This is a genomic window from Hymenobacter sp. PAMC 26628, from assembly GCF_001562275.1.
In the GTDB taxonomy this organism is placed as follows: domain Bacteria; phylum Bacteroidota; class Bacteroidia; order Cytophagales; family Hymenobacteraceae; genus Hymenobacter.
The window spans coordinates 247,902-263,587 of the sequence record NZ_CP014304.1; the positions used below are offsets into that span (position 1 = coordinate 247,902).

A 15,686-nucleotide genomic window follows, 5' to 3' on the forward strand; every position below is an offset into this window, starting at 1 on the left:
TGGTTTGATGGGCTTAATGGACAAAATCAAATGGATTAATCCTAAATTTCTTCTATCTTTCCAACTTCTTAATCACCCTATCTTTTTAATCTTTATCTCCATGTCAAAAGTTTTATCCCTTTTATTAGTGGCTGCCGCGTTGGCTTCCTGCACCGCCGCCCGCGACGAGCGCCTGCGCACGACCAATGCCAGCCGCACCCCGCAGCCCCACACCACCATCGTGGACTGCCCCGTGTACGACGGCATGACCAAAACCTCGGCCGTGCTGGCGCAGTCGCCCACCGGCACCGAGGTGCAAGTCACCGACACCATCAGCGCCTACTTCGTGAAGGTGCGCCTCGACAAAGATGGCAAAACCACCACCGGCTACATGGACCGCCGCTGCTTCGGCGCGCGTGGCGACAAGTAGGTTTTGGTTCTAGTTGTTGGTTGCTCGTTGTTAGTTGTTCGGTTAATGGGGCCCTATTTGCACCTCGTACCTAATATAAAAAGGGCCGCTTCCATATTGGAAGCGGCCCTTTTTCCTAACAACTGACAACGAGCAACCGACAACTAAAAACTAGTACGAGGGACCCTTGTCGGCCTGTACCAGCTCCTCCTCGTGGTCGGCGTACTGTTCGATGGGCGTGCAGCTGCAAATCAGGTTGCGGTCGCCGTAAGCCGAGTCGATGCGGCTCACGCTGGGCCAGAACTTGTTGGCGCGCACCGATTCGAGCGGGTACACGGCCTGCTCGCGGGAGTAGGGGCGCGTCCAGTCGTGCACGAGCACGGTAGCGGCGGTGTGCGGGGCGTGCTTGAGGACGTTGTCCTTGGCATCGGCGCGGCCGGCTTCCACCTCGGCTATCTCCTTGCGGATGGCAATCATAGCGTCGCAGAAGCGGTCCAGCTCAGCCTTGCTCTCGCTCTCGGTGGGCTCCACCATCAGCGTGCCGGCCACCGGGAAGCTCACCGTGGGCGCGTGGAAACCGTAGTCCATCAAGCGCTTGGCAATGTCTTCTACCTCGATGCCGGCCTTTTTGAAGTGGCGGCAGTCCAGAATCATCTCGTGGGCGCAGCGGCCGTGGCTGCCGGTGTACAGCACCGGGTAGTGCGCTTCCAGGCGGGCCTTGATGTAATTGGCATTCAGGATGGCCAGCTCCGTGGCGCGCTGCAAGCCGTCGCCGCCCATCATTGAAATGTAGGCGTAGCTGATGGGCAAAATGCTGGCCGAGCCCCAGGGCGCGGCCGAAACCGCGCCGCTGCTGCGGCCTTCCACCGGCACCACGGCGTGGCCGGGCAGGTAGGGGGCCAGGTCGGCCACCACGCCGATGGGCCCCACGCCGGGGCCCCCGCCGCCGTGCGGGATGCAGAAGGTTTTGTGCAAGTTGAGGTGGCACACGTCGGCGCCGATGATGGCGGGCGAGGTGAGGCCCACCTGGGCGTTCATGTTGGCGCCGTCCATGTACACGCGGCCGCCGTGCTGGTGAATCAGTTCGCAGATTTCAATAATGGTTTCCTCGTACACGCCGTGCGTGCTGGGGTAGGTCACCATCAGGCAGCTCAGCTTGTCGGCGTACTTATCGGCTTGGGCCTTTAGGTCGGCCACGTCGATGTTGCCGTCCTCGGTGCTCTTCACTACTACCACTTGCATGCCGGCCATCACGGCCGAGGCGGGATTGGTGCCGTGGGCCGAGGCCGGAATCAGGGCCACGTTGCGGTGGTGGTCGCCGCGGGCTTCGTGGTAGCCGCGGATGGCCAGCAGGCCGGCGTACTCGCCCTGGGCCCCCGAGTTGGGCTGGAGGCTGACGGCGGCAAAGCCGGTCACCTCGCACAGCCACGTTTGCAGGTCGCTGAAAATTTGGGCGTAGCCTTTGGCTTGCTCCACGGGGGCGAAGGGGTGCAGGCCCCCAATTTCGGCCCAGGTCACCGGAATCATTTCGGCGGTGGCATTCAGCTTCATCGTGCACGAGCCCAGGGCAATCATGCTGTGGGCCAGGCTCAGGTCCTTGTTTTCGAGCTGCTTCATGTAGCGCAGCAGCTCGTGCTCGGCGTGGTGCGTGTTGAAGACCGGGTGCGTCAGGTACTCGCTGGTGCGGGCCAGGCCGGCGGGGGCCAGCAGCTCCACTTCTTCGAGCGGCGCGGGCTTGTCCGTCTCCTTGCCCAGCACCTTGCCGAACACGTCGAGGATGTCGGCCACGTCGTGCAGCTCGGTGTTTTGGTTGAGCGAAAGGCCCACCCGCACCTCGCCGAAGTAGCGGAAGTTGAGGCCCCGGGCCTCGGCTTCCTGGCGCACGGCCTGCTGCATTTCGGCGCTTTCCAGGCGCAAGTTCAGCGTGTCGAAGTAAAATTCGTTGGTTTGCTCCACGCCCAGCGTGTGCAGGCCGGCGGCCAGGGTTTGGGCCAGGGCGTGGGTGTTGACGGCGAACTGCCGCAGCCGCTGGGGCCCGTGGTACACGGCGTACATGCCGGCGAGTACGCTCAGCAGCACCTGCGCGGTGCAGATGTTACTCGTGGCTTTTTCGCGGCGGATGTGCTGCTCGCGGGTTTGCAGGGCCATGCGGTAGGCCTTGTTGCCGGCCGCGTCGATGCTCTGGCCAATCAGACGGCCGGGGATGACGCGCTTGAACTGGTCTTTGCACGAGAAGAAGCCCGCGTGGGGGCCCCCGTAGCCCATCGGCACGCCAAAGCGTTGCGAGTTGCCCACGCACACATCAGCTCCCAGCTCGCCGGGCGAAGTAAGCAGCGTGAGGGCCAGCAAGTCGGCTGCCATCACCACGAACACGTCGTGCTGGTGGGCCCCGGCAATGAAGTCTTTGTAGTCAAAAATCTCGCCGTCGGCACCCGGGTACTGCACCATGGCGCCGAAGAAATCGGGGCCCCCGAGGTCGGCCTCGCGGTGGTCGCCGATGACCAGCTCGATGCCCACCGGCGTGGCGCGGGTGCGCAGCAGGTCGAGGGTTTGGGGCAGCACCTGCTCCGAGACGAAGTATTTGTAAGCGCCTTTTTTCTTCGTCTGTGAGTGCAGCATGTGCATGGCCTCGGCGGCGGCGGTGCCCTCGTCGAGCAGGCTGGCGTTGGCAATTTCGAGGCCCGTGAGGTCAATCACCATCGTTTGGTAATTGATGAGGGCTTCGAGGCGGCCCTGGGCAATTTCGGCTTGGTAGGGCGTGTAGGCGGTGTACCAACCGGGGTTTTCGAGGATGTTGCGCTGGATGACCGGCGGCAGCGTGGTGTCGTGGTAGCCCAGGCCGATGTAGCTCTTGAACACCTGGTTCTGGCTGGCAATCTGCTTGAATTTTGCCAAAAAAGCCCGCTCGCTGAGGGCGGCGGGTAAATCCAAGGCCCGGGGCAGGCGGATGGCGGGCGGCACGGTTTCGTCGATGAGCTGGGCCACGCTGGCCACCCCGATGGTGCGGAGCATGGCTGCCTGGTCGGCGGCGCTGGGGGCGTTGTGGCGGGCTTCAAAAACGTCGGCGGGCTGGGGTTTCAGCGGCATCGGTAGGGGCATGAAGTGGGGGTGGCGGGGCGTAAAGTCCTACAACAAAGGTAGGGGCGAAACGTCCCGGCCGGGGCCTAAATCGGTAGCTTTGTCCGACCGCCCCACCCATTTTTCCGCCGCTTTATGCTCAAAATTGGTCTGCTCTGCGAGGGCAAAACCCCGCCCGACCGCCGCGTACCCCTTACGCCCAAGAAGTGCGTGGAAGCCCAAAGCACGTTCCCCGGCCTGCAAATAATTGTGCAAAACAGCCCGCTGCGCAGCTACGCCGACCAGGAATACCGCGACCTGGGCATCGAGGTGCGCGAGGATATGGCCGGCTGCGACGTGCTGCTGGGCGTGAAGGAAGTGCCCGTGGCCCAGCTGCTGCCGTACCAAACGTACCTGTTCTTCTCGCACACCATCAAGGCGCAGCCGGCCAACCAGCAGCTCCTGCGCGCGGTGCTCGACCGTAGTATTAAACTTATTGACTACGAGCTGATTACCAATGAGCGCGGCGAGCGGGTGGTGGCCTTTGGGCGTTACGCCGGCATTGTGGGGGCCTACAACGGGCTGCTCACCTACGGCCGCAAGCACGGCCTGTTTGCCCTCAAGCCCGCTCACGAGTGCGTGGACATGGACGACATGCAGGAGGAATACTTCAAAGTCAAAGCGCTGCCGCCCATCAAGATAGCCGTGACCGGCACCGGCCGCGTGGCCCAGGGGGCCCTGGAAGTGCTCGACCGCGTGGGCATCCGGCGGGTGAGCGTGTACGACTACCTTTACCACGATTTCCGCGAGCCGGTGTACGCGCAGCTGTGCTCAGCCGACTACAACAGCCGCCGCGACGGCCGCGTCTGGGACACAACCGATTTCCACCGCCACCCGGAGGCTTACAAGTCCACCTTTGGCCTGTTCGCACCCGTCACCGACCTGCTGATTGCCTGCGCTTTCTGGCACCCGGCGGCCCCGCGCCTCTTCGAGCTGGCCGACGTTGGGGGCCCCAACTTCCGCATCAACACCATCGCCGATGTCACCTGCGACGTGAACGGTTCCATCCCCATCACGCAGCGCAGCACCAGCATCCCCGACCCCGCCTTCGACTACGACCCCACCACCGGGGTCCTGGCGCCGCCCTACTCGGGCCCCCAGAATATCACGGTGATGGCCGTGGACAACCTGCCCTGCGAGCTGCCCCGCAACGCCAGCCGCGACTTCGGCCGCCAGCTGCTCGACCATGTGTTCCCCCAGTTTTTCAACGGCGATGCCGGCGGCGTGCTGGCCCGCGCCACCATTGCCATGGAGGGGAAATTGACGGAGCGGTTCGGGTATCTGGCGGGGTACGCGGGCGCCGGCCGGTAACGCTAGGCGCTATCTTTACTAGGTACCAAAGACTTCGATAATGGCCGTTATCACCCAGCTTTCGCAGCTTGATCCGAACCAGTCTTATACCTACGCCGACTACTTAAGCTGGCGGTTCACTGAGTTTGTGGAGTTAGTGAAGGGCAAGTTGTTGCGGCCCATGGCGGGCCCCAGCCCCCGCCACCAGCAGTATTCCACCAACTTGGTGGCTGAAATACACCCTTTCCTGAAAGGCAAGGCCTGCCGGGTCTACGCCGCGCCTTTCGACGTGCGCCTGATCACGGGCGGCGGTAATGGCGACGAGGAAATCCGCACCGTGGTGCAGCCCGACATCTGCGTGGTGTGCGACTTGGGCAAAATTGACAGCCGCGGCTGCGTGGGGGCCCCCGATTGGATTATTGAAATCCTCTCGCCCGGCAACGCCGGCCACGACACCAAAACCAAGTTCGACCTCTACCAGGAAAGCGGGGTGCGCGAATACTGGATTGTGTTCCCCGGCATTAACACGGTGACGGCCTACGTGCTCGAAAACGAGCGATATGAACTGGCCGCCGAGTACGCTGCGCCGGGCCCCATGCCGGTGGCCACGCTGCCGGGACTGGCTTTGGAATGGGCCGACTTGTTCGACGATCTTTAGGGCCCCTAGCGTACCCGGTACAGCCTAGCGCCGAACAGGAAGATGAAGGCGTAGCAGATAATGGGCAGGTAATAGGCCGCGGCGATGTCGTGGTTGGCGATTTTGCCCATGAGGAAGGGGAAGAACGCGCCGCCGGCTACGGCCATCACCAGCACCGACGAGGCTTGCGGCGTCTGGGGCCCCAGGTCTTTGATGCCCAGGCTGAAAATGGTGGGGAACATGATGCTGAAGAAGAAGTTGATCAGCAGCAGGCAGACGAACGACGGCCAGCCCCAGCTTTGGGCCACTACCAGGCACATGGCGATGTTGGCCAAGGCAAAGGTGGCTAGTAGTTTGGGTGGGGCGATGAAGCGCATGAGGAAGGTGCCCACGAAGCGGCCGCTCATCATCAGCACCATGAACAGGGCGAAGTAGCTGGCGGCCACTTTGTCGGAAAAGTGCATTTTCTCAACCCCGTAGTTGATGAAAAACGCCCAGGTACCGCCCTGCGCCGCCACGTTGAGGAACTGCGCCACCCAGGCCCACACGAAGTGGCGGTGCCGCAGCAGGCCCTTGGCGGCCGGCGCCACCTCGGCCGTGCCCGAGTAAAAGCCGGCCTCGGTTTCGGCGGGCGCGGGGGCGGCGTGGGCGTTGGAGAGGGGCGGCACCCGCACGAAGAAAAACGCCACGGCGATGCCCAGGATAACGCTGCCGATGATGGTGTACATGGTTTTCACCGACGACAAGTCGCCGGTGACGTGCGCCGCGCTGCCGCCCAATATGAAGTAGCTGCCCAGCAGGGGCCCCACCACCGCCCCCAGGCCGTTGAAGGATTGGGCAAAGTTCAGGCGCTGGTCGCTGGTGCGTTGGTCGCCGAGGGCAGCCATGAAGGGGTGCGCCACGGCCTCCAGCGTGGCCAGCCCGCAGGCCAGCACGAACAGGGCCCCCCGGAAAAAGCCAAACGAGCTGGCGTTGGCCGCCGGCACGAACAGGAACGCGCCCACCGCGTACAGCCCTAGCCCCAGCAGTACGCCGTTCTTGTAGCCGAAGCGCTTCATAAACAAGCCCGCCGGGATGCCCATCACCGCGTAGGCCCCAAAAATGGAGAACTGCACCAGCCCCGAGTTGGCCTTGCTCACGTGCAACACGTTCTGGAAGTGCTTGTTGAGCACGTCGCCCATCGTAATGGCAATGGCCCAGAGCATGAACAGCGACGAGACAAAAATCAGCGTCGGCACGTACTTTTTCTCCGTGAAGGAGGCGGTCTGGGGCACGGTGGCTGCCGTGGCGGCTGGTTGCATAAGGGGAAGCTAAAGGGTTGATAGTTGGGGCCCCCGGGCTTTAGCGTGGACTCTGCGAGTCCGCGTCGCTGCCCGGTCGCTGCCCGATAATCGGCAGGACGAAGCGAGCAACGCGGACTCGCAGAGTCCACGCTACAGCTTATTCCACCGGGCGAGTGGCGACGGCGATTTTCGAATCGGCGGTACCGTAGTACAGAAACCAGGTGGACTTGTAGCGCGCTAGGCCTTCCAGAAACACTACTTGGTTCACCTGGCCGGTCTTCTCGTAGGGCTTGTCGGGGCGCATGAAGTTGGTGTTGGTGCGCTGGAGCAGCTTGGTGGGGTCGTTCTTGTCGAACAGGGCCTGGGCGGCGGTGTAGGTGCCCTCGGGCAGCGACTTGTCGCCGAACGAGGGCACGTTGCGGCTGTTGTAAATCAGGCGGATGCCTTGGTCGGTGAGCATGGCCGGGGGGCCCGATTCCACCAGGTCGCTGTCGAACTTGCCGGCGCGGGTGGGCAGCACCACCTTCAGGTTGGGCAGGGTAAGGGCTTGGTCGCGCAGCGGCACGGGCGGCTTCTCGCCGGGTGCCATTTCCAGCGGCGTCCAGTGGATGAGGTCGTCGGAGGTGGCCAACCAGATTTGGGCGTCGCCCCAGTACATCCAGTACTTGCCCTTGATTTTGGTGGCCACGATGCGCCCGTCGGGCTCGTAGCGCGACACGATGGAGCCCGATTTGCTCCACTTGCCCAGGTACTTGCCGCCGCCGGCCTGGGCAAAAGCGTTGCCGTACTTCGTCCAGTGCCGCAGGTCGGGCGAGGAGGCCACGTGCAGGCGGGCCAGTTTGCCGTCGTAGGCCGTGTAGGTCATGTAATAGGTGCCCTTGGCATCTTCCACCACGCGCGGGTCCTCGGTGCCGCCGGTTTCGTACTTCTTCTGGGCGTCGTTGGCGGGGTACAGTACGGGCTCGGGCTCGCGCGCGAAGTGGATGCCGTCGGTGCTGCTGGCCAGGCCCACGCGCGAGGCCTTGCCGAAGGTGGTGATTTTATTCTCGGCCCGGTACAGCATGTAAATCTTGCCGTCGCGCACCACCACAGCGGGGTTGAACACGTCTTTTTCCTCCCACAGCACTGTCTTTTTCAGAACGGGGTCGGTGAACTTGCCCACCGCGCTGGGGCCCAAAATGGGGTTGGCGCTGTCTACTTTTACGAAGTTTAGCAGGGCCCAGCTGCCGCCGCTGGCCGCGGCGGTGGTGTCGGCTGGGGCCCCGGCGCTGGGCGCGGTGGCCACCGCGGCGGTGTTAGGCGAGCCGTTGCAGCCGGCCAGCAGGGCCAGCGCGGCAACGCTGCCGATGAGGAAAGGAACGTGGCTGGGGGAAATACGCATGCGGGGAATGAAGTGAATGTTGAGGGCAATTGGCCTAGAATCTGCGAGTCCGGGGTACTATTGGATTTCTTTCCGAATAAAAAAACCATAAAATAGAACGTCATGCAGCGCGCAGCGAAGCATCTTTTCCGCGTAACTAATCATGATTAATGGCGCAGAAAAGGTGCTTCGCTGCGCTTTGCACGACGTTCTATCTTGTGCGATTTATGGCTGCGGCGCGGCTACAGCGATTTTTCGATGGTGTAGATGGACTGCACCTCCGCGTCGGTCAAGGCGCGGTTATAGAAGCGGATGTCATCCATCTGGCCTTTGAAGTAAGCGGGGCCGTAGTACTCGAAGTAGCCGGCCGCCTGGCCGCCGGTGGGCACGCTGTTGTAGATGCTCTTGGGCAGCTGCTGGCCGATGCACAGGGCCACGGCCTGCGGCACGGTCTTCAGGGGGCCCTTCACGTCGGTCCAGGTTTTTACCAGGGCCCCGTTGATGTAGAATTTCATGCTACCGTCGGTATACGACACGGTCACGTGCGTCCACACGTTCGTGGGCACAATGCCCGCCTCGTCGTCCTTGTCGGCAGTGGTCGCCGTGGTGGTGATGGTGAGGAAGGGCTTGCCGGCGCTCTGGAGCTGGAATTTGTAGCCCGTCCAGCGGTTCAGCGAGAGCAGGTAGTTGTTGTCATTGCCATCGAAGCGCTTACACCACAGGCTGATGGTGAGCGCCTGCGGGTTGAGCGCGGCCTGGTAGGGCACCTCGATGTAGGCCCCGTTGTTGAACTCGTAGGCCTGGCCGGCTTGGCCAAACCGGTCGGCCACCAGCACCGGCAGTGTGCCACCGTCGCCGGGCGCGGTGCCGGGGCCCGTGGGGCCCGAGCGCAGCGTGCCGTTGTTGGCGTTGGCCGTGGCGTCGTTGGCATTGCCGCTGAACTTCCACTGCGCCACCAGGTTGGCCACCGACACTTCCTGAACCAGCGCCGACTTGAATACCACCACGGCGCGCCGCAGGTTGGCGGTGGCCGCGTTCACGGCGGCCTGGTTGTAGCTGGCGTCGTTCTTGGTGGCCGTGGACAAGTCAAGGGCGGTTTTTAGGGCGGTTTTCGCGCCTGGGGCGTAGGTGCCGGGCTTGGTGCCCTCGGTGGCGGCGGTGTAGCCCACCGTCACGGAGTCAATCAGGGCCGCGAGCTTGGTTTTGTCGGCGTTGCCCACGGGGGCGCTGTCGTCGGTTTTCGAGCACGACGAGGCCCCCACTAGGGCCCCCAGCAGCAGCAAAATGAGTGCGAACAAATAAAATCGTTGGCTTTTCATGGCGAAAAGATGAGGGTTGGGCGGGAGGGAAAAGGCGGCGGCTACAAGCCTTTGTTGGTGTCCCGCTCGCTCTGCGGGATGGGATAAAACCGGTTGCGGGCGTAGTTGAAGTTCGGCCGGTCGGCCAGGGCCTGCTGGGCGTAGGTCTGGCCGTAGCGGGTGATGTCGAAAAAGCGCTGGAATTCCAGGGCCAACTCGGCGCGCCGCTCGCGGCGGATGGCGTCGCGCAGCTGGGCCTGGTCGGTCAGGGTCACGTCGGGCAGCAGGCCGGTGGGCACGGTGCCCGCGTTGGGCAAGCTGGTGTCGTAGACATAACTCTCACGGGCGCGCTTGCGCACTTGGTTGAGGGCTTTTAGGGCGTTGGCGCTGTTGCCAGCTTCGTTGGAAGCCTCGGCGTCCATCAGCAGCACGTCGGCGTAGCGGATGGCCTGGAAATTCAGGTTGCCGTCGCCCTTGGTGGTGGTCGGAATTTCCGACAGCGGCTGCAAGTGCTTCTTCGACACGTAGCCCGTGGTGCTCCAAGTAGGGTCAAACGGCACGCCGAAAAACGACTGCCCGCTGCGGCCCACGGAGTAGTCCAGCCGCGGGTCGACGACGCCGCCCGAGGTTTTCTCAAAATTATCCACCAGGCTCTGCGTGGGGTAGAAAAAGCCGTAGCCGTTCTGCGGGCGCGGGGCAAACCACTGGTTCAGGTTGTTGCCCTGGTTGGGGCTGAGGCCGGCCGTGTGCTGCACCGAGAAAATGGCCTCCTTGTTGTTCTTCGTCGCCGCCCGGAAGTTGTCGGCGAACACTGGCAGCAGGGCGTAAGTCCCCGAGGCCTCCACGGCCTGGGCCGTGGTGGCGGCCAGGGCCCACTTCTGCTCGTAGAGGTAGGTTTTGGCCAGCAGCGCCTGGGCGGCGCCCTTGGTGGCGCGGCCCACGTCGGCGCCGGTCCAGGTGGCGGGCAGCGCCGCGATGGCGGCCTGGCAATCGGCCTCCACCTGGGCGTAAATCTGGGCCTGGGGCAGGGCTGGGCTCTGGAGCTCCGCGGGCGTTTCCACCTTCAGGCGCAGCGGAATATTTCCGTAAATCGCCGTGAGCTGGAAGTAGTAGTAGGCCCGCAGAAACTGCGCCTGCCCCACCGCCTGCTGCCGCACCGCGGCGCTGATGCTGGTGTTGCCGTCGGGCAGGCCGTCGAGCACCACGTTGCACTTGAACACACCGTCGTAGTAGCGCCGCCACTGGGCCTCCACGGCCGCGTTGATGGGCGTGATGTTGAAGATGTCGATGTTCTCGAAGTCGGCCTGGTCGCCGGGGTTGCTGCCCTTCACGGCGTCGTCGGAGGCCACGTCGCCGAGCACCCACAGCGCGTTCGACGACGCGTCGCGGAACGAGAGGGGCACGTAGGCGGCGTTCACGGCCAGGAGGGCGTTGGTGTCGGAGGTGAAGAACTGGCCGGCCTCGTACTGGCCCAGCACGGGCTGGTCGAGGAAGGTTTTGCAGCCGGCCGAGGTAACTAACAGGGCCCCCAGCAGGAGGGCGGTGGGTTGGATTTTCATGGTAGTTGTCAGTTGCTAGTTGTCGGTTGTCAGTTGTTTCTTGCTGGTTAGCGGTTGCTGGTTGTTACAATAAAAAACTAACAGCCAGCAACTAACAGCTGAGAACTAATCAGAAGCCAGCGTTGATGCCCACCGTGAAGGTGCGCGCCGAGGGGTAGGTGCCAAAGTCGATGCCCGTGGCCCGCACGCCGTCGCCGGCCGAGTTGCTATTGGTGCCCTGCTCGGGGTCGAGGCCGGTGTACTTGGTGAAGGTCAGCAGGTTCTGTACGCTAGCGTAGATGCGCACCGAGCTGATTTTCACGGGCGAAAGCAGCTTTTCGCCAAACGTGTAGCCCAGCTGCACGTTCTTGAGGCGCAGGTACGAACCATCCTCCAGGAAGCGGTCGGAGGGCTGCTTGTTGTTGGAGGCCCCGGTCCAGGAGAGGCGCGGAAATTGGTTGGTGCTGCCCGGGCCGGTCCAGTAATTGGTGGCCGCCCGCTCGGTTAGGTTGAAGGCGCGGTAAAAGCCCTCGATGTCGGTGTTCACCTGGTTGTAGAGCTTGTTGCCCTGCACGCCTTGGAAGAATACGCTCAGGTCCACGTTTTTGAAGCTCACGTTGCCCGTCAGGCCGTAGGTCAGCTTCGGAATGGGGCTGCCCACGAAGGTGCGGTCGTAGCCGTCAATCACGCCATCGGGCACCCCGTCGGGCCCGCTGATGTCGCGGAACTTCACGTCGCCTGGCTGGATGCCGGGGCCCTGGTAAGCGTGCGTGAACACCTCCTGCGCGGTCTGGAAAATACCCTCGGTTTGCAGCAAGTAGAACGAGCCGATGGGCTGGCCCACGGTGGTCAGCGTGGCGTAGTAGTTGTTGTCGATGCGGCCGCCCACGATGGGCGAGGCGCTACCCAGCGAAATCACTTCGTTGCGCAGCGTGGCCAGGTTGCCGCTCACGCCGTAGCGCCAGTCTTTGCCCACGGTGTTGCGGTAGCTCAGCTCCAGCTCGAAGCCCTTGTTCTGGATTTTGCCGGCGTTCACGGCCGGGTTGCCGCCGTTGCCGGCGCTGCTGGGCTGCGGCAAAAAGAGCAGCACGTTCGACGTGTTCTTGATAAAGTAGTCGGCCGATAGTTGCAGGGCCCCCTTCAGCAAACCCAGGTCGAGGCCGAAGTTGGTTTGGGTGCTGGTTTCCCAGCGGATGTCCGGGTTGCCCTTGGTCACGATGCTCAGCGCCTGCGTCGACACGCCCCCGAACGGGTAGTAGCCGGTGTTGCCCACCAGCGAGGCGTAGGGATAGTTGCCGATGGCCGAGTTGCCGAGCTGCCCCACGCTCACGCGCGCCTTCAGCAGCGAAATGGCCTCGATGTTGCGCAGAAATTCCTCCTGCGCCAAGTTCCAGCCCACCGAGCCCGACACGAAGTTTTGGGCCCTGAGGCCGGGCGAAAGCTGCGAAGAACCGTCGCGCCGGAAGTTCACCGTGGCCAGGTACCGCCCGTCGTAATCATACGTCAGCCGGCCGAAGCCCGACAGGAGCGTGGAGTGCGCCTCGCCGCCGCCGTTCTGCTGGATGCCCGTGCCGCTGTCGAGGTACTGGAACGTGGGCGACTGGTCCACGTAGCCGCGGCGCGAGGCCGAGATGCCGCTGGAGTTGTTCTTAATGGCCTCACTACCAACCAAAATAGCGAAGGTGCTCTTGCCCACCGATAGGTCGTAGATGGCGGTGTTGGTCCAGTTGAAGTTGAAATCGGTGCTGTTGGACTGCGCCAATTGCGCCGGTGAGTTGAACGAGCGGTCAATGCCGAACGTCTTGAAAAACTGCTTGTAATCGGTGATGCGGAACGTGATGCCGTAGTCCGAGCGGATGCGCAGGTGCGCCACCGGCGTCACCTCCACGTAGGCGTTGCCCAGCACCGAGTAGGCGTTGAAGTTGCGGTCCGTGGCGTCGGCCAGGGCCACCGGGTTGATGCCGTCGCCCAGAAACGACGAGGCCGGCTGGCCGCCCGCCGTGGGCAGGTCCACGAACTGGCCCTGGTCGTTATAAACCGGCGTGCCCGGCGTGCGGAACAGGGCAAAGCGCACGATGCTGGCCCCCGGGTTGCCGTCGCCGAAGCCGTCGCCGGAGGAGCCCACCTGCCGGGTTTTGGCGTACGACAGGTTCGCGTTGGTGCCAATCTTCACGTACTTCGAGAGCGAGCTGCTCACCGCCGTGCGCAGGTTGTACCGGTCGTAGGACGAGTTGTTTACCAGGCCGTCCTGCTTCAAATAGCTGCCCGATACGATGTACTGCGAGTTCTCACCGCCGCCGCTCACATCCAGCTGCACGTTGTGCTGCATGGCGGGTTTCAGCACCTCCTTCAGCCAGTTCACGTTGGGCAGTGTGGCGGCCACCGCGGCCGGAATAGGGGCCCGGCCGTCGTTGGCGGCGGCCACGTTGTAGGCCGCCACGTACTGGTCGGTGTTGGCCATTTTGATGAGGTTGGTGGCCGTTTGCACGCCGGTGTAGGCGCTGACGCTCAGGCGCGGCTTGCCCGACTTGCCGCGCTTGGTGGTCACCACTACTACCCCGTTCGAGGCCCGGGCCCCGTAGATGGCGGCCGACGAGGCGTCCTTCAGCACGTTGATGCTCTCGATGTCGTTGGGCGAAATCTGGTTGATGCCGTCTTTGGTCGGCACGCCGTCGATGATGTAGAGCGGGTTGTTGTCGTTGATGGTGCCCACCCCGCGGATGCGCACGGCGATGGCCTCGCCCGGGGCCCCGGTGGCCGCCGTGATGGACACGCCCGCCGCCTTGCCCTGCAAAATCTGTGCGACCCCGGTTACCGGCAGCGCGTTGATGTCGCGTTGGTTCACCTGGGCCACGGCGCCGGTCAGGTCGGCCTTGCGCTCGGTGGTGTAGCCCAGCACCACCACTTCCTCCAGGGCCTTCACGTCGGTCACCAGCACCACGTTCAGCTGCGTGCGGCCTTGCAGCGGCAGCTCCTGCGTGACGAAGCCCACGGCCGAGACGACCAGCGTGGCATTGGCGTCGGGTAGGCTGAGGGTGAAGTTGCCGTTCACGTCGGTCGATACGCCGTTGGTGGTGCCCTTCACGAGTACCGTCACGCCGGGCAGGCCGCTGCCGTCGGGGCCCGTCACGCGGCCGGTTACCGGCACCGCGGCGGGGCTGGCGGCCACCGGCTCTTCGGCCGGAGCGCTGGGGCCGCTACCGGTTGCAATCGTTTGCGACTGGGGCCCCGGAAGTTTGGGGCCGGAGATGACGTACACGTTGCGGTCGGTTTTCTCGACCCGCAGGCCGCTCGCCGTGATGGCGTAGGTCAGCTTTTCCTCCCACGAAGCGAAGGTGCGCGCGTAGAGGTCGACGAACTTGTTGCGCACCAACTCGCTGCGGTACAAGAAGAACGCGTGGTGTTCTTTCTGGAGCGCCTGCAACAGGCTTTCCAGCGAAGTGCCGCGGGCCTCGGCCCGGCTGGGGGCTGCTTCCGGAGCCGGCGAGCTTTGCACGGGCCGCAACATGGCCACCACCGGGCTTTGCGCCCGCCCGGCCAGGCCCCCGGCCAGGAGCAGGGGCAGCAGCTTCAACGATTGAGTATAGTGGACCATGGGCGGGAGTAGGGAAAAGGGTAGAAGAAGATACGCAAAAATTAATCAAGCCGCACGCGGTTGCCCGCACGGTGTACTTTGACATCCAATGACTTGCCCAGGGCATTCAGGAGCACGTCCACGTCGCGGTTGGGTAACGAGCCAGTCAGCTTTTGCCGCCGTAGGGCGGGGTTGCCCAGCGTGATTTGCAGCCCGTAGGTGTCTTCAAGCACGGCGATGATTTCTGCCACCGGCGTGTCGTTAAAGTCGAGGTGCCCGCTGGTCCAGGCCGAGTAGAAGGCAGCTTGCACAGCGCGCCTGGCCAGGGGCCCCCGGGGCGCGTTGGCGTCGAGCTCTACCAGGTCGCCCGGCTGCATCAGCAGCGGTTCGGGCGGGCCGGCGGTGCGGCGCAGCTCAATCTGGCCGCTGTTGAGCACCACTTTGGTGGTGCCGGCGCGGCTCAGCACGTCGAACTGCGTACCCAGCACCGCCACGTCGAGGGCCCCCGCGTGCACCGTAAACTTGACTTGGGCCGGCGCATCGGCCACCGCCTTCAACTGAGCCGGGGCCGTGTGTTGAACATCAAAATAGGCTTCGCCCCTGAGCCACACTTCGCGGCCCTGGTCCGGCGGCCAGGCGGCGGCCAGGCGCAGCTCCGAGCTGCCGTTCAGCACCACGCGGGAGCCATCGGGTAGCACCACTTGCCGGTGCTGGCCGGCGGCCGTGGCGTAGCGCGCCCAGGCGGGCGCCGCCGCGGGGCGCTGCCACCAGCCCAGGCCGGCCACTACCAACAGCACCGCCACCAAGGCCGCTGCGGCCCCACGCCGGTAAGCGTCGCGGCGGCTGCGCAGCGCAAGCTGCCGCGACGCTGGGGCTCCAGCCGGCACCATAGCGTACCACAGCTTGGCCAGCTCCGCTTGCTTTAAAGCGGCCGGGGCGGGCGCAGGGCGGCCAGCGGCCAGCAGCCGGAGCACCGCCGCGGCTTCGTGGAACGCCGGCGCCTGGGCAGGGTGCTGCTCCACCCAGGCCTGCCAGAACGCGACGGCCGCGGGGTCGCTCGCCGCCACGAATGCCTGAAAGGATTCGTCGGCCAGGAAATCGTCGGTCGAGTAAGCAGCGTAGGGCATGGGCAAGGAGCGGGCGAAACGCGGGGGACCCAAGCGGGCCGGGCGCGTGCGGCAGCCGCCGCGGCACCCCATTC

General features: G+C 64.1%; 10 protein-coding genes. 3 read left to right on the forward strand and 7 right to left on the reverse strand.

The features are described 5' to 3' along the window. The first annotated feature begins 100 nt into the window (after nucleotides 1-100). The gene (locus tag AXW84_RS01480; protein ID WP_157886751.1) at nucleotides 101-409 is read left to right on the forward strand and encodes a hypothetical protein; all 309 of its coding nucleotides are present in this window, start codon (nucleotides 101-103) and stop codon (nucleotides 407-409) included. Nucleotides 410-559: 150 nt separating this feature from the next. Here AXW84_RS01480 and gcvP read toward each other — a convergent pair whose 3' ends face one another. After that, nucleotides 560-3,475, reverse strand: a complete 2,916-nt coding sequence (gene gcvP, locus AXW84_RS01485; protein ID WP_068227733.1) for an aminomethyl-transferring glycine dehydrogenase — start codon at nucleotides 3,473-3,475, stop codon at nucleotides 560-562. 126 nt (nucleotides 3,476-3,601) lie between these two features. Between gcvP and AXW84_RS01490 the strand changes: the two genes are divergently transcribed. After that, entirely contained in the window at nucleotides 3,602-4,816 is a 1,215-nt protein-coding gene (locus tag AXW84_RS01490; protein WP_068227737.1) for an NAD(P)-dependent oxidoreductase, read from the forward strand. Nucleotides 4,817-4,856: 40 nt separating this feature from the next. Continuing rightward, on the forward strand, nucleotides 4,857-5,453 hold the full coding sequence (locus AXW84_RS01495) for a Uma2 family endonuclease (protein ID WP_068227740.1): 597 nt from the start codon (nucleotides 4,857-4,859) through the stop codon (nucleotides 5,451-5,453). Between the two features lie 5 nt (nucleotides 5,454-5,458). On the opposite strand, the gene fucP is transcribed toward AXW84_RS01495, so the two are convergent. The 6 genes from fucP to AXW84_RS01525 form a co-directional block, all read right to left on the reverse strand. Then, entirely contained in the window at nucleotides 5,459-6,733 is a 1,275-nt protein-coding gene (gene fucP / locus AXW84_RS01500) for an L-fucose:H+ symporter permease (RefSeq protein WP_068227743.1), read from the reverse strand. 139 nt (nucleotides 6,734-6,872) lie between these two features. Next, nucleotides 6,873-8,096, reverse strand: coding sequence for a glycoside hydrolase family 130 protein (locus tag AXW84_RS01505; RefSeq protein ID WP_082773627.1), 1,224 nt, complete (start codon nucleotides 8,094-8,096; stop codon nucleotides 6,873-6,875). Between the two features lie 221 nt (nucleotides 8,097-8,317). Then, a complete protein-coding gene (locus tag AXW84_RS01510) occupies nucleotides 8,318-9,394 on the reverse strand; it encodes a LamG domain-containing protein (protein WP_068227746.1) in 1,077 nt (358 codons plus the stop codon). 41 nt (nucleotides 9,395-9,435) lie between these two features. Next, nucleotides 9,436-10,932, reverse strand: coding sequence for a RagB/SusD family nutrient uptake outer membrane protein (locus AXW84_RS01515; protein ID WP_068227749.1), 1,497 nt, complete (start codon nucleotides 10,930-10,932; stop codon nucleotides 9,436-9,438). 109 nt (nucleotides 10,933-11,041) lie between these two features. Next, on the reverse strand, nucleotides 11,042-14,506 hold the full coding sequence (locus AXW84_RS01520; protein WP_068227752.1) for a SusC/RagA family TonB-linked outer membrane protein: 3,465 nt from the start codon (nucleotides 14,504-14,506) through the stop codon (nucleotides 11,042-11,044). Nucleotides 14,507-14,547: 41 nt separating this feature from the next. Further along, nucleotides 14,548-15,612 carry a FecR family protein gene (locus AXW84_RS01525; RefSeq protein ID WP_068227755.1) on the reverse strand — a complete coding sequence of 355 codons (1,065 nt, stop codon included), beginning with the start codon at nucleotides 15,610-15,612 and terminating at the stop codon, nucleotides 14,548-14,550. Between the last annotated feature and the right edge of the window lie 74 nt (nucleotides 15,613-15,686).

Coding starts and splice junctions, on each gene's coding strand:
- fucP (WP_068227743.1), bottom strand. CDS start 6,733: ATGCAACCAGCCGCCACGGCAGCCACCGTGCCCCAGACCGCCTCCTTC.
- AXW84_RS01480 (WP_157886751.1), top strand. CDS start 101: ATGTCAAAAGTTTTATCCCTTTTATTAGTGGCTGCCGCGTTGGCTTCC.
- AXW84_RS01490 (WP_068227737.1), top strand. CDS start 3,602: ATGCTCAAAATTGGTCTGCTCTGCGAGGGCAAAACCCCGCCCGACCGC.
- gcvP (WP_068227733.1), bottom strand. CDS start 3,475: ATGCCGCTGAAACCCCAGCCCGCCGACGTTTTTGAAGCCCGCCACAAC.
- AXW84_RS01525 (WP_068227755.1), bottom strand. CDS start 15,612: ATGCCCTACGCTGCTTACTCGACCGACGATTTCCTGGCCGACGAATCC.
- AXW84_RS01505 (WP_082773627.1), bottom strand. CDS start 8,096: ATGCGTATTTCCCCCAGCCACGTTCCTTTCCTCATCGGCAGCGTTGCC.
- AXW84_RS01520 (WP_068227752.1), bottom strand. CDS start 14,506: ATGGTCCACTATACTCAATCGTTGAAGCTGCTGCCCCTGCTCCTGGCC.
- AXW84_RS01510 (WP_068227746.1), bottom strand. CDS start 9,394: ATGAAAAGCCAACGATTTTATTTGTTCGCACTCATTTTGCTGCTGCTG.
- AXW84_RS01495 (WP_068227740.1), top strand. CDS start 4,857: ATGGCCGTTATCACCCAGCTTTCGCAGCTTGATCCGAACCAGTCTTAT.
- AXW84_RS01515 (WP_068227749.1), bottom strand. CDS start 10,932: ATGAAAATCCAACCCACCGCCCTCCTGCTGGGGGCCCTGTTAGTTACC.